The organism is Dietzia maris (assembly GCF_036287335.1).
In the GTDB taxonomy this organism is placed as follows: Bacteria; Actinomycetota; Actinomycetes; order Mycobacteriales; family Mycobacteriaceae; genus Dietzia; species Dietzia cinnamea.
On sequence record NZ_CP143053.1, the window covers coordinates 1,027,494 to 1,049,535 of the forward strand.

Consider the following 22,042-nt stretch of genomic DNA (forward strand, 5'->3'; position numbering starts at 1 on the left):
GGCGACGGGGCGGACCCGGCGCGTGGCGCGCCGGGCCGACCGGTCAGTACTGGCGGCGGTTGAGGAACGAGTTGGGGTTGTAGCCGAACGGCGGCCGGAGCCGGTCCTCGAAAGCGCCCCAGTCGTTCTTGATGCCGGTGTCGTGCCCGCCGTGGGCGGCGTTGCCCTGGGCTGTCGCGAAGACCGCGGCCAGGATGCCCACCTCGGTGGCCGACGGGTTGCCCCCGACGACCTCGAAGAACGGCTTCTCGGCGCCGGTGGCCCGGTCCTGCTGCTGGTCGCCGGTCACAGCGGGATGTTCCCGTGCTTCTTGGCCGGCACCTCGACGACCTTGCGGTCGAGCAGGCGCAGGGCCTGGGCCACCTGCAGGCGGGTGTGCGACGGCGGGATCACCGCGTCCACGTACCCGCGCTCGGCGGCGACATACGGGTTGACGAGGGTGTCCTCGTACTCGGCCTGCAGTTTCAGGCGGAGGGCGTCGACGTCCTCGCCGTTGGCCGCGGCCTGCTTGAGCTCGTTGCGGTAGACGAACCCGACCGCGCCCGAGGCGCCCATGACGGCGATCTCGGCGGTCGGCCACGCCAGGTTGATGTCCGCACCCATGTGCTTGGAACCCATGACGTCGTACGCGCCGCCGTAGGCCTTGCGGGTGATGACGGTGACCTTGCCGACGGTGGCCTCACCGTAGGCGTAGAGGAGCTTGGCGCCGCGGCGGATGATGCCGTCGAACTCCTGACCGGTGCCGGGCAGGAAGCCCGGGACGTCGACCAGGGTGAGGATCGGGATGTTGAACGCGTCGCAGGTGCGGACGAAGCGCGCGGCCTTCTCGGAGGCCTTGATGTCCAGGCAGCCGGCGAACTGGGTCGGCTGGTTGGCCACGACGCCGACGCTGCGGCCCTCGATGCGGCCGTAGCCGACGATGATGTTCATCGCGTACTGGCCCTGGACCTCCAGGAACTCGCCGTCGTCGACGATGTGCGAGATGACCTCGTGCATGTCGTACGGGCTGTTCGAGGAGTCGGGGATGATCGTGTCGAGCTCGTGGTCCTCGATGGTGAGGTTGTCCTCGATCGCGCCCTCGGCCACGGGGTAGGGCAGTCGCGGGGCCTCGGCCCGGTTGTTGCTCGGCAGGTACGACAGCAGGTCCTTGACGAAGTCGAGGGCGTCCTGCTCGTCGCTGGCCGTGTAGTGGGAGACGCCGGACTTGGTCATGTGGGTGGTGGCGCCGCCGAGCTCCTCCTGCGACACCTCCTCGCCGGTGACGGTCTTGATGACGTCGGGGCCGGTGACGAACATCTGCGAGGTCTTGTCGACCATCACGGTGAAGTCGGTCAGGGCGGGGGAGTACACGTGGCCGCCGGCGGACGGGCCCATGATGAGGGACACCTGCGGGATGACGCCGGAGGACAGGACGTTGCGGTGGAAGATCTCGCCGTACAGGCCGAGCGAGACGACGCCCTCCTGGATGCGGGCGCCGGCACCGTGGTTGATGCCGATCATCGGGCGGCCGGTCTTCAGGGCCAGGTCCATGACCTTGACGATCTTCTCGCCGTAGACCTCACCGAGCGACCCGCCGAAGACGGTGGCGTCCTGGGAGAACACGCAGACGCTGCGGCCGTCGATCGTGCCGTAGCCGGTGATGACGCCGTCACCGAGCGGGCGACGCTCGGCGAGGCCGAAGGTGGTGGCGCGGTGGCGGGCCAGGGCGTCGATCTCCACGAAAGAGCCCGGGTCGAGGAGGTTCTCGATCCGTTCGCGGGCCGTCATCAGGCCCTTCTCGTGGGTCTTGTCCACCGCGGCCTGCCCCATGGGGGCCCGGGCCTCGTCGAGGCGCCGACGCAGCTCGGACAGCTTCCCGGCGGTCGTGTGGATGTCGGGGGTCGCGGCGTCCGTCTGGACGTCGGCGCTCACGTCCGGTTCTGAGGCAGTCGTCATGTTGCAAGACTCTAACTAGTCGCCGCGCCCCGTGGCGACGTGACCCGGCCAACGTCCCCCGCCAGACGGCCCGCGCCCCGTGTCGGAGCGGGCACATACCCTGGGTGTCGTGCACGCAGACACCGGTTCCGAGACCCCGCCCGCGCTGGACGGCGACGCGCTCCGTCGCGTCCTGGTGGAGGGACCGGACGCCCCCTACTCCTCGCTGGAGGTGGTCGAGGACATCGGCTCGACCAACGCGGAACTCCTCGCCCGCGCGGCCGCGGGCGCGGCGGACCGCAGTGTGCTGCTGGCCGAGCATCAGGCGTCGGGGCGTGGCCGGCTCGGCCGCGTGTGGACCGCCCCGCCCCGCACGCAGGTCGCCGTCAGCGTCCTACTGCGACCGGGTGCGGTCTCGCCGACGCTCTTCGGGTGGCTGCCGCTGGTCACCGGCCTGGCGATCCGCGACGGGCTCCGCGAGGCCGGCGGTGTGGACGCCACCTTGAAGTGGCCCAACGACGTCCTGGTCGACGGCCGGAAGATCGCCGGGATCCTCGCCGAGGTGACCACGGTCCCCGCCGGGGGCGACTACTCCGTGCGCCTGCCCGCCATCGTGGTGGGCGTCGGGATCAACGTGTCCCTCACGCAGGCGCAACTGCCCGTACCGCACGCCACCTCGCTCGCGTTGGCCGGCGGATCGGTCGACCGCGACCGCCTCGCGCGATCCGTGCTGGAGGCGCTGGCCCTTCGCCACGGCCAGTGGCGCGAGTGTGAACGCGGGAGCGGATCGACCATCTCGGACACGCTCATGACGACCTACTCCGAGGCCTGCTCCACCATCGGCGCCGACGTGAGGGTCGAGCTGCCCGGGGACATCGTGCGGACCGGGCGAGCCGACCGGGTCGACCGAGACGGCCGCCTCGTCGTCGTCGACACCGACGGCGAGTTCCCCGTGGCCGCGGGCGACGTCACCCACGTCCGCGGCGTCGGCGGTCGGTGGGGCGGCTGAGCCGTGGGTTTCGTCCGATCGGTCCTCGCGCCGGGGGAGACGCTCATCGTCCACACCCACCCGCACTGGCGCGCGCTCGTCAGACCCGCGCTCGTCACCCTCGTCGGCGCCGGGCTCGCCGGTATCGCCGGCGGCTTCATCGAGGTCCAGGTCGTCCACGCCGGGGACCGGACCGCTACCTGGGCGATGGTCGCGGTGCTGTTCTCGCTCGTCGTCCTCCGGTTCGCCCTCTGGCCGCTGATCCGCTGGGCGCGCACGGACCTCGTCGTCACCGACGAGCGCGTGCTCTATCGCCCGGCCGGCTCCAACCGGCGGTGCGTGGACGTGCCGCTGCGCCGCATCAGCGCCGTCCGCTTCCGCCACACCCTCGCCGACCGCGCCCTGGGCACGGGCTGCCTCATCCTCGAACTGGGGCACCTCCCGCCCATCGAGATCGACCACGTGCCCGACGTGGCCCGCGTCCACGCCGCCGTCTACGACGAGCTGCTCCGGCTGCCCCCGCCATCGCCGCCCGCCCCGCTGGCCGCCGCCCCGCGCTCGCGCTGGGGCCTGCCGGGGCGGCGCTGACACCCGGGCGGCGTGAGACGATGGGCGGCGTGAACGACGACTCGCGCATCCGCCGCAATCCACTCGCAGCGCCCGTCGTGGCGATGATCGGCGGCGGGCAGCTCGCCCGCATGACCCACCAGTCGGCCGTCGCCCTGGGCCAGACCCTCCGGGTCCTCGCCGCCGACCCGCTCGACCCCGCGGCCCAGGTCACGCCCGACGTCGTGATCGGCGCCCACGACGACCCCGACGCCGTCCGTGCCGCCGCCGAGGGCGCCGACGTGATGACGTTCGACCACGAGCACGTGCCCCCGCAGATCCTGCTCGACCTCGAGGCCTCGGGCGTCGCCGTCCGCCCGCGTGCCTCCGCGCTCATCCACGCCCAGGACAAACTCGTCATGCGGCGTGCCCTCGCCGAGATCGGTGCGCCGATCCCGCCGTTCACCGGCGTGGACACGGTCGAGGACGTCCGGCGCTTCCACGATGAGCAGGACGGGCGGATCGTCCTCAAGTCCGCCCGCGGCGGCTACGACGGGCGCGGCGTCTGGATGCCGGACTCGCTCGAGGAGGCCGAGCGGATCGCCTCCGAGCAGCTCGCCGCCGGGGTGCCCATGATGGCCGAGGCCCGGGTGCCGTGGACCCGGGAGCTGTCCGCCATGGTCGCGCGGTCCCCGTTCGGGCAGGGCGCCGTGTGGCCGGTCGTCGAGACCGTACAGCGCGACGGGATCTGCGCCGTGGCGATCGCTCCCGCCCCCGGACTCCCCGACGACCTGCGCTCGGCCGTCCAGGCGACCGCCCTCAAGCTCGCCGAGCACCTGGACGTCACCGGCGTCATGGCCGTCGAGCTGTTCGAGGTCGTCGGCTCGGACGGTCGCCCCGGCGTGCTGGTCAACGAGCTGGCGATGCGGCCCCACAACTCCGGGCACTGGACCATGGACGGGGCCACCACCAGCCAGTTCGAGCAGCACCTGCGTGCCGTGCTCGACTACCCGCTCGGCTCGACCGTGTCCACCGCCCCGCTCACCGTGATGGCCAACGTCCTCGGCGCGCCCGAGACCCCCGAGATGAGTATGGACGAGCGTGTCCACCACCTCGCAGCGCGGTTCCCGCACGCCAAGGTGCACCTTTACGGCAAGTCCGAGCGACACGGGCGCAAGATCGGGCACGTCAACGTGCTCGCCGACCCGGGGCTCGACCCGGACGACGAGGACCAGGTGGCCGCCGTGCGCGCGGTGGCCGAGCTGGCCGCCCACTGGCTCTCCCACGCCCGCTGGGCCGACGGCTGGGACCCGCACACGGGCGCGCCCGTCGGCGACTTCGAACGCTGAGCTCACCGCCCCGTCCGGACGGCCCGCCACCCGGACGCGGCACCTACCGGACGACCCCCGGGCGGCCGGCGCCCCGGCCACCCACGGCTGACACACCTCCACGAAAGGCGACGAGATGACCGCGCGACAGGACGGGCCGCAGGTCGGCCTCATCATGGGCAGTGACTCCGACTGGCCCACCATGGAGGCGGCGGCAGAGGCGCTCGCCGAGTTCGGGATCCCGTTCGAGGTGGGCGTCGTCTCCGCGCACCGCACCCCGCACAAGATGCTCGACTACGCCCGCTCGGCCGCCGGTCGCGGCATCCGCGTGGTGATCGCCGGCGCGGGCGGAGCCGCGCACCTGCCGGGCATGGTCGCCTCCGCGACCGCGCTGCCCGTGATCGGAGTGCCGGTTCCGCTCAGGCACCTCGACGGGATGGACTCGTTGTTGTCGATCGTGCAGATGCCCGCGGGGGTCCCGGTGGCGACCGTCTCGATCGGGGGAGCCCGTAACGCCGGGTTGCTGGCGGTCCGGATCCTCGCCGCCGCCGATCCCGCGCTGCGCGAGCGGATGGAGGGCTTCCAAGCGGAGCTCGAGGCGATGGTCGAGCGCAAGGACGACGCGCTCCGGCAGCGCCTGCTCGGCTGACAGGCGGGTGGCATCACGCCGAGACGTTCCGCGATGCGGAAAGCGGGGTCGCAGGCGGGGGAGGAATCCAGTTAGCCGCTGGTAACCTGGGTGGCCGGGTGCACCCCGGATCCACTCGCGAGCCGACGCCGTTGCGCGACCGGCACTCACCGATGTCCGGACACCGGCGCCCGCCGCGTGACCAGCACTGACGAACCCCCTTTGGAGGCCCGCACATGTCCGGTAACCCCGACTTCGATCTGTACCGTCCGGCGGAGGAGCACGAGGAGCTGCGTGCCGCGATCCGCGCGCTGTCGGAGAAGGAGATCGAGCCCCACGCCGCGGACGTCGACGAGAACGAGCGGTTCCCGCAGGAGGCCCTCGATGCGCTCAACGCGTCGGGCTTCAACGCGGTCCACATCCCCGAGGAGTACGAGGGGCAGGGCGCGGATTCGGTCGCGGCGTGCATCGTGATCGAGGAGGTCGCCCGGGTCGACGCCTCGTCCTCGCTGATCCCGGCGGTGAACAAGCTCGGCACGATGGGCTTGATCCTGGCCGGCGGCGAGGAGCTCAAGCAGAAGGTGCTGCCCGAGATCGCCGCGGGCAGGATGGCCTCCTACGCCCTGTCGGAGCGTGAGGCCGGCTCGGATGCCGCCTCGATGCGCACGCGTGCCAAGGCCGACGGGGACGACTGGATTCTCAACGGCTCCAAGGCGTGGATCACCAACGGTGGCAAGTCCACCTGGTACACGGTCATGGCCGTGACCGACCCGGACAAGGGCGCCGGTGGCATCTCGGCGTTCATGGTGCACGCCGACGACGAGGGTTTCGGGGTGTCCAAGACCGAGAAGAAGCTCGGCATCAAGGGCTCTCCCACCGCGGAGCTGTACTTCGAGAACGTCCGCATCCCGGGCGACCGGATCATCGGCGAGCCCGGCACCGGCTTCAAGACCGCGTTGCAGACCCTGGACCACACGCGCCCGACGATCGGTGCGCAGGCCGTGGGTATCGCGCAGGGCGCACTCGACGCGGCGATCGCCTACACCAAGGAGCGTCGCCAGTTCGGCAAGGCGATCTCGGATTTCCAGAACACGCAGTTCATGCTGGCGGACATGGCCATGAAGGTGCAGGCGGCGCGGCTGATGGTCTACACCGCCGCCGCGAACGCCGAGCGCGGCAGCGCGCCCGGTGGCGAGAAGCTGGGCTTCATGGCCGCCGCCTCCAAGACCTTCGCCTCGGACGTGGCGATGGAGGTCACCACCAACGCGGTGCAGCTGTTCGGCGGCGCCGGCTACACGCGTGACTTCCCCGTCGAGCGGATGATGCGCGACGCCAAGATCACCCAGATCTACGAGGGCACCAACCAGATCAACCGCATGGTCATGGCCCGCCAGCTCCTGGCCTGACCGGTCGGCTGAACCCCGCCTCGATCTGCCCCTCCGATCGCGATCGACCCCCGGAACCCCGGGGGCGGATCGCAATCGGAGGGGCAGATCGCGTTGCGGCCCGGATCGAGCCTGGTAGGCGGCGGGTGGAGTCGGGGCGGGAGGAGAACGCCCCGCCCCGCCGGCGCCGGAACGCTCCGCCGGCGCTCGGTGTCCGGTGCCCTAGGCGGTGAGCGTGGTGCGCTCGGTGTCCGCGATCCCCGCCACGGCGGGGTCGTCGGCGTCGGCGCCCGTGACGAGCACGGCCGTGCCGCCGGAGGCGAACACCCGCGCGAGGGTGGCCACGACGTCGTCGCGTTCGCGGCCGGCGACCAGCGCGCGACCGGAGAGGGCGCGGTCGGCCAGTTGGTCGAGCGTCAGGCCGTCGAGGGCGAGGTCACCGCCGCCGGAGGGGACGAACGCGTCGGGGTGGATGCGGCACGCCTCGGCGAGGTCGGTGACGCCCGGCGGCACCTCGACGCCCGCGGCGGCCAGGGGGCGGCCCATCGGGTCGGTGGTCATGAGGAGGGTCTCGACGTCGGTGGGATGGCGGTCGAGGCGGTCGAGGCGGTCGGGGACGGTGACGACGACGACGGCGTCGTCCGCGGACCCTGTGCGGACCTCGGCGCCCGCCCACCAGGCGCCCAGCAGGACACCGGCGGTGAGCCAGTGGGCGGGCAGGTCGCACACGATCACGTCACCGGGCGTCACCCCGAGTTCGTCGCGCAGCAGGCCCGCGATCTTCGCCGCCCAGTTGGCGGTCGAGGTGACCGACAGCTCGACGCGGGACGGGGCGGCCTGGTCGTAGTGGGTGACCATCGGCGCCCCGGGGTCGAGCGCGAGCAGCGGCTGGAGCACGGTGTCTGCGGCGGTGTTCACTCGGGTGGCCTCCTGGCGTCGTGGGGTGGTTCCCCCGGTGCGGCGGGCGGCGCGTCCGCCTCCGGGGTCAGTTCACGCAGGGTACGTCGGAGCCGCCGGCGTCGAAGGTCGGACGCTGCGCGATCGACGGCGGGAGCGGCGCGTACGTGGTGGTGGCGGGGGAGTAGGACTCGGTCGTGGCGGCCTCACCGGTGGGGCCGCTGTAGTCGTCCGCGAGGACCACACGCACGGTGCCGGGCGGGACCGCGGGGTCGACCTGGACCGGCAGGCCACCGAGCGCGTCGGAGACGGCGAACGCGGCGGCGTCGTCGGCCGAGCCCGCCGCCACGTGAGAGGTGTAGGCGGCGGCCGGATCGGTGAGCAGATCACCGGTGGTGTAGCCCAGCTCGGTGAGCGCACCGGAGACGCGGGCGGCCAGCCCGTCGATCGCGGTGGTGTTGACCACCGACACGGCGACCGTCGAGGGGTCGACGCCGGGCTCACCGGGGGCGGGCTCGCCGTCGCCGCCCTCGGCGGCGTCCGCGTCATCCTCGGTGCTGGCGAAGCCCGCGACGAACTCCGACACCTGGACGGGGTCGGCGGTCACGATGGACTCGCCCCACTCGGTGTACGAGTCGATGCTGGTGACCGGGATGGTCTCGAAGCGGACGCTGCCGCCGCTGATGTCCTTGAGCTTCATGGCGAAGTCCACGAAGTCCCAGTTCTCGTCGATCACGAACGAGCGTTTGGCGGCGTCGACCAGCGCACCGAGTTTCGTGGGATCGGTGAGGGTGCCGGCCGAGAGGATCTTCTTGACCAGCTGGGACATGAACACCTGCTGGCGGACGATGCGGTCGAGGTCGCCGGCGGGCAGGTCGTGGCGCTGGCGGACGAAGCTCAGGGCGTCCGAGCCGGAGACCGTCTGGACACCCGCGTCGAAGTTCGCGCCCGATAGCGGCTCGTCGACGGGCTCGTTGAGGCAGACGGGGACACCGCCGACCGCGTCGGTGAGCAGTACGAAACCCAGCAGCCCGATCTCCGCGTAGTGGTCGGCCTGGACGCCGGTGAGGTCCGCGACGGCGCCGATGAGCCCGTTCCGGCCAGCGTTGACGGCCGCGCGCTGGTCCTCCTCGGTGATGACGCCCTCGGGGTCCGAGGCCACGACCCGCTCGAGGTGGGCCTCCTTGTTGGCCGCGTACACACCGTTGATCTTGCTGCCGCCGACGGTGCTGGTCTCCACGTACACGTCACGCGGGATGGAGATCGCGGTGGCGGAGCTGCCGTCCTCCGGGATGCGGATGAGCAGGATCGTGTCGGTGTTCTCGCCGTCCTCCTCACCGGTGCGGATGGTGGCGAGCTCCTCCTGGCTGAGGGGGTTGCCCTGGGCGTCGGTCCGGTTGTCGGTGCCGACCAGAAGGATGTCCACCGCGCCGTCGAGGCCGCCGTCGCCCACGTCCAGGCCGCCGGCGGAGGACAGGTCCGAGCTGAGGCCGTTGACGAGCGTCCAGCCGACGCCGGTGACCAGGAGGCAGACCGCGGAGACGAGAGCGGCGAGGACGCGGCCTATACGCGAGGCCATCGGGTGGGCCGGGGTGGCGTGCCGCCTACCCCGCGCCCGGCTGTGGGCGCGACGGGGAGTCACTGGCAGCTCGGCGCTCATCCACCGTCCTTGTCCTCGATTAGGGGCCGCTCGAGGCCGCCGACGATCATCCCACGGTACCGCGCCGCGCGCCGGGCGTCGGAATCGACGGGCCGCGTCGTAGGGTGTTGCGCGTGACGACCCGACTACCCGTCGTGACGGTGACGTACTCGCCGGGCGACCACCTCCACAGCTTCGTCGAGACGCTCCCGGCGGCCACGTCCCGGCCGGTGGCGCTGGTGATGGCGGACAACGGGTCGACAGACGGGGCGCCCGAGGCCGTCGCCGCCCGGTACGACTTCGCCGAGTTCTTCCCGACCGGCGGCAACCTCGGCTACGGCACCGCGATCAACCGGGCCGTGGCCGAGATCGCCGCGCGTCCGGACGAGTTCGACCAGGAGTTCGTCCTGGTGGTCAACCCGGACGTGACGTTCGAACCCGGCTCGGTGGATGCCCTCCTCGAGGCGGCGCGGCGGTGGCCGCGCGCGGCCGCGTTCGGCCCGCGCATCTCCGAGACGGACGGGTCGGTGTACCCGTCGGCCCGCTCGGTGCCGCGGCTCGGGGCCGGGATCGGTCACGCCCTGCTCGGGCAGGTGTGGCGGGGGAACCCGTGGACCGCCCACTACCTCGACGGCGCGGACATGGAGACCGAGCGGACCGCGGGTTGGCTGTCCGGTTCGTGCCTGCTGCTGCGCCGTGAGGCCTTCGACGCGCTCGGCGGGTTCGACGAGCGCTACTTCATGTACCTGGAGGACGTGGACCTGGGCGACCGACTCGGGCGCGCCGGGTGGCAGAACGTCTACGTCCCGGACGCCGTCATCCACCACGACCGGGGCCACGCGGCGAAGGCGGTGCCCGAGTTCACCCTCCGGGCCCACCACCGCAGCGCCTATCTGTTCCAGGCGGACAGGCACCCACGGACGTGGCAGGCCCCGATACGCTGGGCGCTCAGAGCGGGCCTGGAACTGCGGTGCCGTCTCGCGATCCGGTCCGCGCGGCGTGCCGCGCGCCCACCCCGCGGCCGCCACGGCTGAGCCCGCGGGAACCGGGTCCGACCCACGACCGACATCCACCCACCGCCCCGGCGGCTCGCGAGCGCGACCGCGGGGCCCGACGACCCCAGGAGCTTCATCGTGACCTCGACGACCACCGGGAGCGCCGCGACCGGCGACGACCTGATCGCCGACACCGAGGCGGTGGTGCTGGTCGGCGGTAAGGGGACGCGGCTGCGGCCCCTGACGATCTCCGCGCCCAAGCCCATGCTCCCGACCGCGGGCCTGCCGTTCCTCACCCACCTGCTGTCGCGCATCCGCGCGGCCGGCATCCGGCGAGTCGTGCTGGGCACGTCGTTCAAGGCCGAGGTGTTCGAGGAGCACTTCGGCGACGGCTCGGACCTGGACCTCGACATCTCGTACGTGGTGGAGACCGAGCCGCTGGGCACGGGCGGCGGCATCCGCAACGTGCTGCCCGAGCTCGCCGCGTCGACCGTCATGGTGTTCAACGGCGACGTGCTCGGCGGCACGGATCTGCGGGAGATCCTGGCCCTGCACCGGGCCAAGGACGCGGACGTGACCATGCACCTGGTGCGCGTGTCCGACCCGCGCGCGTTCGGGTGCGTCACGACCGACGACGACGGCCGCGTGCAGGAGTTCCTGGAGAAGACGCAGGATCCGCCGACCGACCAGATCAACGCGGGCTGCTACGTCTTCCGCCGCGAGCTCATCGAGCAGATCCCCGAGGGTCAGCCCGTCTCGGTCGAGCGGGAGACCTTCCCGCAGCTGCTCGGTGAGGGCAGGCGCGTCTACGGTTTCGTCGACTCGGCCTACTGGCGCGACATGGGCACCCCGGAGGACTTCGTGCGCGGTTCGTCGGACCTCGTCCGCGGGATCGCCCCCTCGCCGGCGCTCGACGGCCACGCGGGGGAGGCCCTCGTGCACGAGGGCGCCGGGGTCGGCGCGGGCGCCGTGCTCGTCGGCGGCACGGTCGTGGGACGGGGCGCGGAGATCGGCGCGGGCGCCCGGCTGGACGGCGCCGTCGTCTTCGACGGCGCCCGGATCGAGGCGGGCGCGACGGTCGAGCGGTCGATCGTCGGCTTCGGCGCGCGGATCGGCCACCGGGCGCTCGTCCGTGACGGCGTGATCGGCGACGGCGCCGTGATCGGCGCCCGCTGCGAGCTCCTGCGCGGCGCCCGCGTGTGGCCGGGCGTCGAGATCCCCGACGGCGGGATCCGCTACTCCACGGACATGTAGGCGTCGCCGGCCGGGCGCGGCTCCCGCGGCGGGACCGGCTCGGCCGGGTAGCCCACCGCGACCGCGCCCAGCGGCCGCCACGTGGACGGCAGGCCCAGTTCGCGGCGCGTGGTGTCGGCGGCGAAGATCGTCGAGCCCACCCAGCACGAGCCGAGACCACGCGCGGCCAGCGCCACGAGCAGTGACTGCACGGCCGCGCCACCGGCGACGGTGAACATGGTCTCCTCGCAGGCCGCGCGCCGGGCGTCCGGGTAGTCGTGGGCGCCGGCGGCGTCGTCGACGAACGGCACGATCAGTTCCGGGGACGTGCGCAGCAGATCGCCGCGCGCGAGGCGGCGGGCCAGGACGTCGCCGGTGTGCCCGTCGGCACGCAGGTCGCGCTCCCAGTCCGCGCGCAGGGCGTCGAGCAGCCGGGTCCGCGCGTCGCCGGCGACGCGCACGAACCGGATCGGCGTGCTGTGGTGCGGCGCGGGCGCGGTCAGGGCGTCGGCGACGGCGTCGGCCAGGTCGTCGGCGGGGACCGGGTCGTCCGAGAACCTGCGCACCGAGCGGCGGGACGGGACGGCCTCACGCCGCCCCTGCGCCAGCGCCTCGGCGGTGCCCAGGCGGAAGAGATCGAACTCCCCGCCGCGGACCAGGTCTCGGGCCCGCCGGGGGACGTCCGCCTCGTCGTCGTCCCCCTCGTCGTCCACCAGGAGGTGGCCCACCCCGCGCACCACGGCGACGGGCCGGGCCCCGAGCTTGCCCTTGACCAGGTCGGCGGCGGAGGCGATCTCGTCGGCCACCGCGACGTCGGTGACGAGCAGCTCGTTGCCCTGACGGTCGACCGCGCCGTCGTAGCCCACCGACACGCGGAGGCCGGCGGCGCCGATCGCCATGTCGATCTGGCCGGTGCGCCAGGCGCGGCCCATCGTGTCGGTGACGACCACGGCCACGCGCGCGCCGGTCCGCTCGCGCAGCTCGCGGGCGAGGGCGGCGGCGGAGGCGTCGGGGTCCTCGGGCAGCAGCGCGAGCTCGCGGGCGTCGACGTTGGAGCCGTCGACGCCCGCGGCGGCCTGCACGATCCCCAGCCGGTTCTCGGTGATGAGCGTGCGGTTGACCCGTGCCACGACGCGCACGGATTCGGCGTCGACGAGCCGCCGCCGCAGGGCGTCGCGCTCGTCGGGGTCGGTGGGCGCGGGCACGATCCGGCCCTCGGTCTTGGACAGGACCTTGGAGGTGAGCACCACCACGTCGCCGTCGGTCAGGCCGTGCGGGTCGGCGGTGAGCGCGTCGGCGAGGATGCGCGCCAGGTCGTCGCCCGGACGGAACTCGGGCAGCCCGTTTGGGGCCCAGAGCGTGACGTCGGTGGGCGCGGCGTGCTCGACGCTCCAGCGGCGGATCTCGGGGACGGCGCCGTCGGTCATCGGTCGCCCCGCGCCGGGACCTCGAGCCCGGCCAGTTCGATCGCCGCGGCGAGCATGTCCGCCGTGGCGTCGGGGTCGGTCATGAGCAGCGGCGCCTCGCGCACGGCCACGCCGTCGACCGAGCCGGAGCCGTCGGTGGGGCCGTCGCCGGGGGCCACGAGCCAGCCGTCGATGAGGCCCGTGCCCGAGCGGGCGCCGTAGTGGCGCGCGACCGCGGTGGCGGAGGTCTCGACGCCTATCGCGGTGAGGCACGCGTCGGCCATGCCGCGCAGCACCGCGCCGCCGATCACCGGGCTGATGCCCACGACGGGGGCGGGGGTGGAGCGCAGCGCGGCGCGCATCCCGGGCACCGCGAGGATCGCGCCGACGGAGACCACGGGGTTGGAGGGGGCGACGACGACGAGGTCGGCCGTCTCGATGGCCTCCAGCGCCTCGGGTGTCGGGGAGGCGGACTCCGCGCCGATCTGGACGAAGCCGGAGGCGGGCAACTGCGCCCTGTGCCGGACCCACCACTCCTGGAAGTGGATCGCCCGCGAGCCGGTGGCGGACCCGCCCGCCTCACCCGCCCCGGCCCCGCCGTCCGCGGCCGGCGGGTCGGTCACCACGACGTGCGTCTCGCAGCGGTCGTCGGTGACGGGCAGCAGGCGCACGCCGGGGGACCAGCGGGTGCAGAGCGCCTCGGTGACGTCGGTGAGGCGGTAGCCGGCGTTCAGCATCTGGGTGCGCACGAGGTGGGTGGCCAGGTCCTTGTCGCCGAGGCCGAACCAGTCGGGCTGGACGCCGTACGCGGCGAGCTCGTCGCGGCAGTTCCAGGTCTCTCCGGCGTGGCCCCAGCCGCGTTCGGGGTCGATGCCGCCGCCGAGGGTGTACATGCACGTGTCGAGGTCGGGGCAGATGCGGACGCCGTGCATCCAGGCGTCGTCGCCGACGTTGACCACCGCGTCGATGCGGTGGGGGGAGTCGACGCGGGTGGACTCGGAGTCCAGCGCGAGCAGCCGGCGGGCGCCGAGGAGGAAACGGGCGCCACCGACGCCTCCGGCCAGAACACAGATCTTCACGGGGACGAGCGTAGTGACGGACCCGGGGGCCGGGGGCGCGACCCCGCTGGGTTGCGGAGAACGGAGTGGCGGTGGCGGCGGAGCCCGGCGCGGCGGCGTGTCACACGCCACATCCGGGGCGGCGTGTCACCGGTCATAGCCGCAGGGGAAAATGGTAGGTCCCGCCGATTTCGCTTGACCTTCGCGGCTTGCATGTGTGTAATCACAGGTGTGTCATTCCCTGGTGGGTGACGGTAAACCACATTACGGACACCGGACGGGCGCCGGGCCGACGGCGCCCTGACGATCGAGGCCTTACGCGATCGCGCCGGTGACGGGCACTCCATCGCGGATCTTTCGCAGACGAACAACGCAACACGAAGGGATGACCGTGGATCGACAGTCACGCACCGTCGCGGGACCCGAGCTGGCTCTGGTCGACCTCGGTGTCCCCGGCCTGTTCGTCGAGGACGAGCAGGAGAGCTGGCAGGACCGGGCTCTGTGCGCGCAGACCGATCCCGAGGCGTTCTTCCCCGAGAAGGGCGGCTCGACCCGCGAGGCCAAGAAGATCTGCACCGGGTGCGAGGTCAAGGCGGAGTGCCTCGAGTACGCGCTGGCCAACGACGAGCGGTTCGGCATCTGGGGCGGGCTGTCCGAGCGCGAGCGGCGACGCATCAAGCGCGACGCCGTCATCTGATCCCCGGCCGCCGCGCGATCATCCCGTCCGCAGGTGCGCGGCGTTCAGTCCCCCTCCGGGCCCGCCTCGACTTCGTCCGGTGAGATCTCCAGGTGCTGCGACACCAGCTCCACGAGCACGGAGTAGATGAGATCCCGCAGGTCGTCGCCCTCCGGCGCACGCCGGGTGAGCGGCTTCCGGAACAGCACCAGCCGCGCGCGGGTCGGCTGCCCCGACCGGTCCACGCCCGCGGGCACGAGCCGGGCGAGCGGGACGTCGCCGTCGGCCACGACCTCCTCGGGCCAGGTCTCCCCGGGGCGCAGGCGCATCCGCGGCACCATGTCCACGGCGAGGTCCAGGTGCTCGAGGCGCGCGTGCCAGTGCTGGTCGATCTCCGCGAACGCCTCGAGGGCGGCGGCGTCGAACTCCGCCGACCGGCTGCGCCAGCGGGGCACCTCGGGCGGCAGGATCGGCCCGCGGGGCCCGTGACCGCGGCGGTCCGCGCGGCGCGACGTCACCACGCGCGGCCTGCGGCGCCCGGGATCGCCGGGGAAATCGCGGACGGAGATACGGCTGCCCGCGGCGACGTCGGACTGGCCGGCGCCCGGGATCGCGGTCCCTGTGGGCGGCCGTCCGGGAACCGGGGCGGTCGGGGTCATGGCGCGAGGATAACCCCGTCGGTGGTGGCCGGGTCGCACCGGTGTGGGCGGGTCGCGGCCCACCCGGACAGTGCGCGGGGCTACGCTGGGGCCTCGTGAGTGAGAACCGTCGTTGCTGCCGCCCGGGATGCCCCAACCGCGCGGTCGCCACTCTCACCTACGTGTACGCGGACTCCACGGCCGTCATCGGGCCACTGCCCGCGGTCCAGGAGCCGCACGCCTGGGACCTCTGCGCCGTGCACGCACTGCGCATCACCGCCCCCCGCGGCTGGGATCTCGTGCGTCATCCGGACCTCGACACCTCGGCCGAGGACTCCGATCTCACGGCCCTCCTGGACGCCGTCACCGGCGGCCCCGTCGGAGGGCGGCGGGCCGGGGCGGCACTGGTCGACGCCGATCGCCTGCGCCGACTCGGGGTCTCCGATCCCGAGCCCGCGCTGGACCGCGCGCTGGCCGGCAGCGACCCGCTCCCGGACCTCGGGTCGCCAACCGGTTCAGGGCGCCCCCACCTGCGGGTGGTCCCCGACGTGTCCGCTGCCCGGGAGCACGAGGCCGACCGGCACGGCGGCGGCGCGGGCGGGTCCGGCCCCACCGCCCGCTGACCCGCCGCCCGCAGGGTGGTCCGCCGCGTGATCGGCGCGGGTAGTGTCACGGGAGACATCGACCGACCCCGTCTCACCCCCTGGAGCAGCACGTGGCACGCAGCGCCGAGTCCGTCCGAGCAGTCATCAAGGCCTATGACGTCCGTGGCGTCGTCGGCGAGCAGATCGACGCGGACTTCGTCCGAGAGGTCGGAGCGTCCTTCGCCCGGCTCATGCGCTCCGAGGGCGCGGACTCCGTGGTGATCGGGCACGACATGCGCGACTCGTCCCCGGGACTGTCGACGGCGTTCGCTGAAGGGGTGACCGCGCAGGGTCTCGACGTGGTGATGATCGGCCTGGCCTCCACCGACCAGCTGTACTTCGCCTCCGGTCTGCTCGAATGCCCCGGCGCCATGTTCACCGCCAGCCACAACCCGGCGAAGTACAACGGCATCAAGCTGTGCCGGGCGGGAGCCAAGCCGGTGGGCCAGGAATCCGGGCTCCGGACGATCGCCGACGAGGTCATCGAGGGTGTCCCCGCGCACGACGGGGAGGCCGGCACGGTCTCCGAGCGCGACGTGCTCGAGGGCTACGGCGAGTACCTGCGAGGGCTGGTCGACCTCTCGGGGATCCGCCGCCTCAAGGTCGCGGTGGACGCGGGCAACGGCATGGGTGGCCACACCGTGCCCGCCGTCCTGGGGGGACTGCCGCTCGATATCGTGCCCCTGTACTTCGAACTCGACGGGAACTTCCCCAACCACGAGGCCAACCCGCTCGAGCCCGCCAACCTCGTCGACCTGCAGGCCCTGGTCCGGGAGAGCGGAGCCGATATCGGCCTGGCCTTCGACGGCGACGCGGACCGCTGCTTCGTGGTCGACGAGCGCGGCGAGCCGGTGGCCCCGTCGGCCATCACCGCCCTGGTCGCCGAGCGGGAGCTCGCGAAGGAGCCGGGTGCGTCGATCATCTACAACCTCATCACCTCCAGGGCCGTCCCCGAACTCGTCGAGGAGAAGGGCGGCGTCGCCGTCCGCACGCGGGTGGGCCACAGCTTCATCAAGGCGCAGATGGCCGACACGGGTGCCGTCTTCGGCGGCGAGCACTCCGCGCACTACTACTTCCGCGAGTTCTGGGGCGCCGACTCGGGGATGCTGGCCGCCATGCACGTGCTGGCCGCGCTCGGCGGTCAGGACGGCACACTGTCCGAGCTCATGGGTGAGTACACCCGCTACGCAGCCTCCGGGGAGATCAACTCCACGCTCGACTCGGCGGAGGCGCAGACCGAGCGCATGGAGGCCGTCGTCACCGCGTTCTCCGACCGTGCGGTGTCGGTCGACCGCCTGGACGGCGTCACGGTCGACCTCGGCGACGGCGCGTGGTTCAATCTGCGCGCCTCCAACACCGAGCCGTTGCTACGCCTCAACGCCGAGGCACCGACCAGGGGGGACGTCGACGCGGTGGTCGACGAGGTCCTCGCGATCGTCCGTGCCTGACCTGTCGAGCGACACCGGGGCCGGGCGGGTCGACCTCGACGACCCCGAAGCGCTGCGCGCGGCGGACGCGACGGGGGCCCTGCTGCACGCGTCGATGGCCGGGGCGCAGCTCCGGGCCGTGGCCACCGCCGTCGACGGCGGGGCTCTCGACGGTCTCACCGGCTTCCGACCCCGCGCAGTGGTGTGGGTGTCCGGCCGATCCGACCGCGCGCGACAGGCGGCCGGCGTCGTGGCAGCCCTCGCCGGCGCGGCCGGCGGGCCCGCGGTCCCACCGCTGGTACACGCCCGCACACTGCCCGCCTGGGTGGGAGCGCTCGACGTCGTCCTGGTCTCCGGAGACGACGCCGGTGATCCCGACCTGGCGGCGGCGATCGACGCCGCTGCCGGCCGCGGGGCCGCGGTTATCGTGGACGTGCCCCGCGAGGGGCCGGTCTCCGAGGCGGGCCGGGGGCGCGCCTCCTGGATCGAGCCGCTGCCGTACCTGCCCCCGCACCGCGGTGTCCTGCGGCACCTCGCGGCCGGCATGGCGGTCCTCACGGCCCTCGGGGCGCGGGGGCTGGACGTGTGCGCCGCCGCCGACGCGGTCGACGTCGAACTCGAGGGGATCGGGCCCGAACTGGCGACCCCCGTCAACCCCGCCAAGCTACTCGCCACCTCGGTCAGCGGCCGCGACCCGCTCGTGTGGATCCACGCGGACGCGGTCTCCGCGGCCTGCTGCGAGCGCGCGGTCGCGGCGTTCTGCGACGCGGGGAGGATCACCGCGGCCTCGTCGGTCGGGGACGCCGTGCGCGCCGGCGCCGAACGTGCTCAGGGGCGCCCGCCGGTGGATCCGCTGGCAGACCTTTTCCACGATGAGGAACTCGATGGGCCGCTAGAGGTCGTGCGCGTGCGTTACCTCGGTATGGTGTTGAACGCGGACGAGGACATCGTCCGGCTGGCCGCGGGCCCGCTCGCGGACGTCGAGTGGGTGACCGATCGCGGTCGGGACACGGTCGGCGACGCCCCGGCCCCGTTGAGCGGAAAGGTGGCCGCGCACATGGCACGCACGGAGCTGTCCGCCGCCTACCTCCTCGTCGGAGGTCTGTAGGTCCGTGGTCGCCCTCGAACCGGTCGTCCAGGCCTACGCATGGGGCTCCCGGACCGCCCTCCCCGAGCTGTGCGGAACGGCGTCGCCGTCACCCCACCCGGTGGCCGAGCACTGGTTCGGTGCCCACGACTCGGGATCCTCCCTGTGCGCTGACGGACGGGCGCTCGACGCACGGATCGCCGACGACCCCGAGAGGGAACTGGGCGCCCGGGTCCTGGCCGAGCACGGCGGGGGACTGCCGTTCCTCGTGAAGTTGCTCTCGGCCGAGCAGGCGCTGTCCCTACAGGCGCATCCGTCACCGGAGAAGGCGCGCGAGGGCTACGCCGCGGAGGACGCCCGGGGGATCGCCGTCGACGCCGCTGACCGCAACTACCGCGACGCCAATCACAAGCCCGAGATCCTGGTCGCCCTGACTGAGTTCCACGCGTTGGTGGGATTCCGCCCGGTCGAGCGCACGATCTCCCTGCTCGACGCGTTCGACGTGGACTCGCTGCGGCCCTACCGCGACATGCTCGCCGGGCAGCCCGACGCCGAGGGCCTGCGCGCGGTGTTCACCACGTTCGTCACGATGCCCCACATCGTGCTGGCCGACGTCGTGTCCGACCTCGTGGCCCGGGCCGTGTCCTATCTGACCGTGAACGGGGTCGACGCCCCGTGGTCCGCGGTCGCCACGACGGTGGCGGAGCTCGCCGAGCGCTATCCCGCGGACCCCGGCGTCCTGGGCGTCCTGCTGCTCAACCGGGTGGTCCTGCAGCCGGGCGAGGCCGTGTACCTGGGACCCGGGCAGCTGCACGCCTATCTGCGCGGCGTCGGGGTGGAGGTCATGGCCAATTCCGACAACGTGTTGCGTGGCGGACTGACCCCCAAGCACGTCGACGTGCCCGAGCTGATGCGGGTGCTCGAGTTCGGCCCGCTGGCCGACCCCACCGTCGACGCGATCCCCGCCGACCGCGGTATCCCCGGTGAGGTCGACTACCCCACGCCCGAACCGGATTTCGCGCTGTCGCGCATCGACCTGCCCGCCGGACGGCTCGTGACCTGGCGACCCGACGGGCCGGAGGTGCTGCTGTGCACCTCGGGCGAGGCGCAGGTCGACGAGGACGGTGCGGGGGAGGTGCTCCGGCCTGGGCGCGCGGTGTGGGTGCCGGCCTCGACGACGCGGGTGTGCCTGCAGGGTCTCGACGGGACGACCGTGTTCCGCACCCGCGTCGGCGACCGGTGACGGGGCCGACGCGCGAAGAGGCGCTGCCGCTAGTGTGGGGCGGAGATCTTTCGAGAGTCAACGAGGAGCTGGTCGAAGAACATGTCCGCTGATCTGCAGGTTCAGTCCGTCAACGGTGTCGAGTTCAAAGTGGCGGATCTGTCGCTGGCGGAGGCGGGGCGCAAGCAGATCCGTCTGGCCGAGCACGAGATGCCGGGCCTGATGGCGTTGCGTGAGGAGTACGCGGCCGAGCAGCCCCTGGCCGGCGCCCGGATCGCGGGGTCGATCCACATGACGGTGCAGACCGCTGTGCTGATCGAGACGCTCACCGCGCTGGGCGCGGAGGTCCGGTGGGCCTCGTGCAACATCTTCTCCACCCAGGACGAGGCCGCCGCCGCCGTGGTGGTGGGGCCCGAGGGCACCCCCGAGTCACCGCAGGGTGTGCCGGTGTTCGCGTGGAAGGGCGAGACCCTGACCGAGTACTGGTGGTGCACCGAGCAGATCATGACGTGGCCGGGCACCGAGCCGAACATGATCCTGGACGACGGTGGTGACGCCACGATGCTCGTGATCAAGGGCAAGGAGTTCGAGCAGGCCGGCGCCGTGCCGTCCGACGATGAGTCCTGGTCGGCCGAGGAGAAGGTCTTCCACGCGCTGCTGCGCGAGTCGGTGCCCGCGAACCCGGGTAAGTACACGGCGATCGCCGAGTCGGTAAAGGGCGTGACCGAGGAGACCACCACCGGCGTGCACCGGCTGTACCACTTCCACGCCGAGGGCGTGCTGCCGTTCCCGGCGATGAACGTCAACGACGCGGTCACCAAGAGCAAGTTCGACAACAAGTACGGCACCCGTCACTCGCTGCTGGACGGCATCAACCGCGGCACCGACGCCCTGATCGGAGGCAAGAAGGCCCTGGTGTGCGGCTACGGCGACGTCGGTAAGGGCTGCGCGGAGGCGCTGGCCGGTCAGGGCGCGCGCGTGCAGGTCACCGAGATCGACCCGATCAACGCGCTGCAGGCGATGATGGACGGGTTCGACGTGGTCACCGTGAACCAGGCGATCGCCGATGCCGACATCGTCATCACCGCCACGGGCAACAAGGACATCATCACCTTCGAGCACATGAAGCGGATGAAGAACAAGGCCATCCTGGGCAACATCGGCCACTTCGACAACGAGATCGACATGGCCGGGCTCGAGTCCGCCGAGGGCGTCACCCGCATCAACATCAAGCCGCAGGTCGACGAGTTCGTGTTCGACGACGACGGCCGCTCGATCATCGTGCTCTCGGAGGGACGCCTGCTCAACCTGGGCAACGCCACCGGGCACCCGTCGTTCGTGATGTCCAACAGCTTCTCCGACCAGGTGATCGCGCAGATCGAGCTGTTCACCAAGGCCGACCAGTACCCGATCGGGGTGCACCTGCTGCCCAAGATCCTCGACGAGAAGGTCGCCCGCCTGCACGTCGAGGCGCTCGGCGGCACCCTGACCCGCCTGGCCAAGGACCAGGCCGAGTACATCGGCGTGGACGTCGAGGGCCCCTTCAAGCCCGACCACTACCGCTACTGAGCGCAGCGCCGATGAGTGCACGGCTCGTGGTCGTCGAGGGGCTCGACGGCGCGGGTAAGAACACGCTGACGACCCGCCTCGTCGCCGAGCTCGGCGCCCGCGGACTCTCGGTCGGCCGGCTGGCCTTCCCGCGCTACGGCACCCTCCACGCCGACCTGGCCGCCGACGCCCTGCACGGCGGCCAGGCCGGGGCGGCGGACTCGCCCCACGCGATGGCACTGCTGTTCGCGTTGGACCGACACGCCGCGCTCGACGCCCTCGCCGGTCTCGCCGCCGCCCACGACGTCGTGCTCCTCGACCGGTACGTGGCCTCCAACGCCGCGTACACCGCCGCCCGGCTCGGGCCGGACCGTGAGGACGAGGTCATCGCGTGGATCGGCGCGCTCGAGTTCGACCGGCTCGGACTGCCTGCCCCGCATCTGCAGCTCCTCCTCGACACCCCCGTCGAGGTGGCCGCCGAGCGGGCCGGCACCCGCGAGGCCGCCGACCCGGGCCGCGCCCGGGACCGCTACGAACGCGACGCGGACCTCCAGGCGGCGACCGGGGATGTCTACCGCCGACTCGCCGCGGCCGCGTGGCGCTCGCCCTGGCGCGTGCTCGGGACCGACCCCGCGGTGCCGGAGTTGGCCGACCTCGTCGTCGACCCCACCCCGGGCCCCGCGCCGCACCCGCGATCGCGTGGGGTGGCCGGGTAATGTCTGAAGCGGCAGGAACACGACCCCCGGTACGTACCGGCGGTCGTGCGACTGACGATGCCGACCC

21 protein-coding genes are annotated in these 22,042 nt (G+C 72.7%); 14 read left to right on the forward strand and 7 right to left on the reverse strand.

Going from position 1 to position 22,042, the window contains the following annotated elements; all coding sequences use genetic code 11:
* Positions 1-43: 43 nt before the first annotated feature.
* Positions 44-289 (reverse strand): acyl-CoA carboxylase subunit epsilon, encoded by a 246-nt coding sequence (locus VYL96_RS04695; protein ID WP_131884988.1) that lies wholly within the window; start codon positions 287-289, stop codon positions 44-46.
* Positions 286-1,935 carry an acyl-CoA carboxylase subunit beta gene (locus VYL96_RS04700; RefSeq protein WP_131884987.1) on the reverse strand — a complete coding sequence of 550 codons (1,650 nt, stop codon included), beginning with the start codon at positions 1,933-1,935 and terminating at the stop codon, positions 286-288. Before VYL96_RS04700 ends, VYL96_RS04695 begins: the two co-directional genes overlap by 4 nt.
* A 109-nt stretch (positions 1,936-2,044) precedes the next feature.
* Here VYL96_RS04700 and VYL96_RS04705 point away from each other — a divergent pair, with 109 nt between their 5' ends.
* The 5 genes from VYL96_RS04705 to VYL96_RS04725 all read left to right on the forward strand — a co-directional run bounded on the left by VYL96_RS04705 (position 2,045) and on the right by VYL96_RS04725 (position 6,810).
* On the forward strand, positions 2,045-2,923 hold the full coding sequence (locus tag VYL96_RS04705) for a biotin--[acetyl-CoA-carboxylase] ligase (RefSeq protein ID WP_061228056.1): 879 nt from the start codon (positions 2,045-2,047) through the stop codon (positions 2,921-2,923).
* Between the two features lie 3 nt (positions 2,924-2,926).
* Positions 2,927-3,490, forward strand: coding sequence for a PH domain-containing protein (locus tag VYL96_RS04710; RefSeq protein ID WP_061228055.1), 564 nt, complete (start codon positions 2,927-2,929; stop codon positions 3,488-3,490).
* 20 nt (positions 3,491-3,510) lie between these two features.
* Entirely contained in the window at positions 3,511-4,797 is a 1,287-nt protein-coding gene (locus tag VYL96_RS04715; protein ID WP_131884986.1) for a 5-(carboxyamino)imidazole ribonucleotide synthase, read from the forward strand.
* Between the two features lie 115 nt (positions 4,798-4,912).
* Positions 4,913-5,425 (forward strand): 5-(carboxyamino)imidazole ribonucleotide mutase, encoded by a 513-nt coding sequence (gene purE, locus VYL96_RS04720; RefSeq protein ID WP_106385742.1) that lies wholly within the window; start codon positions 4,913-4,915, stop codon positions 5,423-5,425.
* A 215-nt stretch (positions 5,426-5,640) separates the two neighbouring features.
* The gene (locus tag VYL96_RS04725) at positions 5,641-6,810 is read left to right on the forward strand and encodes an acyl-CoA dehydrogenase family protein (RefSeq protein ID WP_131884985.1); all 1,170 of its coding nucleotides are present in this window, start codon (positions 5,641-5,643) and stop codon (positions 6,808-6,810) included.
* Between the two features lie 201 nt (positions 6,811-7,011).
* Here the strand turns inward: VYL96_RS04725 and VYL96_RS04730 are convergent, their stop codons facing one another.
* Entirely contained in the window at positions 7,012-7,707 is a 696-nt protein-coding gene (locus VYL96_RS04730; protein WP_131884984.1) for a TIGR03089 family protein, read from the reverse strand.
* A 67-nt stretch (positions 7,708-7,774) separates the two neighbouring features.
* Complete coding sequence (locus VYL96_RS04735; protein WP_182642814.1) at positions 7,775-9,265, reverse strand: LCP family protein; 1,491 nt, start codon at positions 9,263-9,265, stop codon at positions 7,775-7,777.
* Between the two features lie 194 nt (positions 9,266-9,459).
* Here VYL96_RS04735 and VYL96_RS04740 point away from each other — a divergent pair, with 194 nt between their 5' ends.
* Both VYL96_RS04740 and manB read left to right on the forward strand, forming a co-directional pair.
* A complete protein-coding gene (locus VYL96_RS04740) occupies positions 9,460-10,359 on the forward strand; it encodes a glycosyltransferase family 2 protein (protein ID WP_131884982.1) in 900 nt (299 codons plus the stop codon).
* A 99-nt stretch (positions 10,360-10,458) separates the two neighbouring features.
* Positions 10,459-11,574 (forward strand): mannose-1-phosphate guanylyltransferase ManB, encoded by a 1,116-nt coding sequence (gene manB, locus VYL96_RS04745; protein ID WP_407935072.1) that lies wholly within the window; start codon positions 10,459-10,461, stop codon positions 11,572-11,574.
* On the opposite strand, the gene VYL96_RS04750 is transcribed toward manB, so the two are convergent.
* A complete protein-coding gene (locus VYL96_RS04750) occupies positions 11,556-12,980 on the reverse strand; it encodes a coenzyme F420-0:L-glutamate ligase (RefSeq protein ID WP_063974191.1) in 1,425 nt (474 codons plus the stop codon). The genes manB and VYL96_RS04750 overlap by 19 nt on opposite strands.
* Entirely contained in the window at positions 12,977-14,038 is a 1,062-nt protein-coding gene (gene cofD, locus VYL96_RS04755) for a 2-phospho-L-lactate transferase (RefSeq protein WP_131884981.1), read from the reverse strand. Before cofD ends, VYL96_RS04750 begins: the two co-directional genes overlap by 4 nt.
* Positions 14,039-14,402: 364 nt before the next feature.
* Between cofD and VYL96_RS04760 the strand changes: the two genes are divergently transcribed.
* Positions 14,403-14,714 (forward strand): WhiB family transcriptional regulator, encoded by a 312-nt coding sequence (locus tag VYL96_RS04760; RefSeq protein ID WP_007627711.1) that lies wholly within the window; start codon positions 14,403-14,405, stop codon positions 14,712-14,714.
* 44 nt (positions 14,715-14,758) lie between these two features.
* On the opposite strand, the gene VYL96_RS04765 is transcribed toward VYL96_RS04760, so the two are convergent.
* On the reverse strand, positions 14,759-15,262 hold the full coding sequence (locus tag VYL96_RS04765; protein WP_407935081.1) for a metallopeptidase family protein: 504 nt from the start codon (positions 15,260-15,262) through the stop codon (positions 14,759-14,761).
* 185 nt (positions 15,263-15,447) lie between these two features.
* On the opposite strand from VYL96_RS04765, the gene VYL96_RS04770 reads away from it, so the two are divergent.
* The 6 genes from VYL96_RS04770 (at position 15,448) to VYL96_RS04795 (ending at position 21,975) form a co-directional block, all read left to right on the forward strand.
* The gene (locus VYL96_RS04770; RefSeq protein WP_131884980.1) at positions 15,448-15,954 is read left to right on the forward strand and encodes a DUF3499 domain-containing protein; all 507 of its coding nucleotides are present in this window, start codon (positions 15,448-15,450) and stop codon (positions 15,952-15,954) included.
* 92 nt (positions 15,955-16,046) lie between these two features.
* A complete protein-coding gene (locus VYL96_RS04775) occupies positions 16,047-17,423 on the forward strand; it encodes a phosphomannomutase/phosphoglucomutase (protein ID WP_131884979.1) in 1,377 nt (458 codons plus the stop codon).
* A complete protein-coding gene (locus VYL96_RS04780) occupies positions 17,416-18,510 on the forward strand; it encodes a hypothetical protein (RefSeq protein ID WP_131884978.1) in 1,095 nt (364 codons plus the stop codon). The genes VYL96_RS04775 and VYL96_RS04780 overlap by 8 nt, the downstream gene beginning before the upstream one ends.
* A 4-nt stretch (positions 18,511-18,514) precedes the next feature.
* Positions 18,515-19,732, forward strand: a complete 1,218-nt coding sequence (gene manA / locus VYL96_RS04785) for a mannose-6-phosphate isomerase, class I (RefSeq protein WP_131884977.1) — start codon at positions 18,515-18,517, stop codon at positions 19,730-19,732.
* An 81-nt stretch (positions 19,733-19,813) separates the two neighbouring features.
* Complete coding sequence (gene ahcY, locus VYL96_RS04790; protein WP_131884976.1) at positions 19,814-21,280, forward strand: adenosylhomocysteinase; 1,467 nt, start codon at positions 19,814-19,816, stop codon at positions 21,278-21,280.
* A gap of 11 nt (positions 21,281-21,291) precedes the next feature.
* Positions 21,292-21,975, forward strand: a complete 684-nt coding sequence (locus VYL96_RS04795; protein ID WP_131884975.1) for a dTMP kinase — start codon at positions 21,292-21,294, stop codon at positions 21,973-21,975.
* Positions 21,976-22,042: the final 67 nt, after the last annotated feature.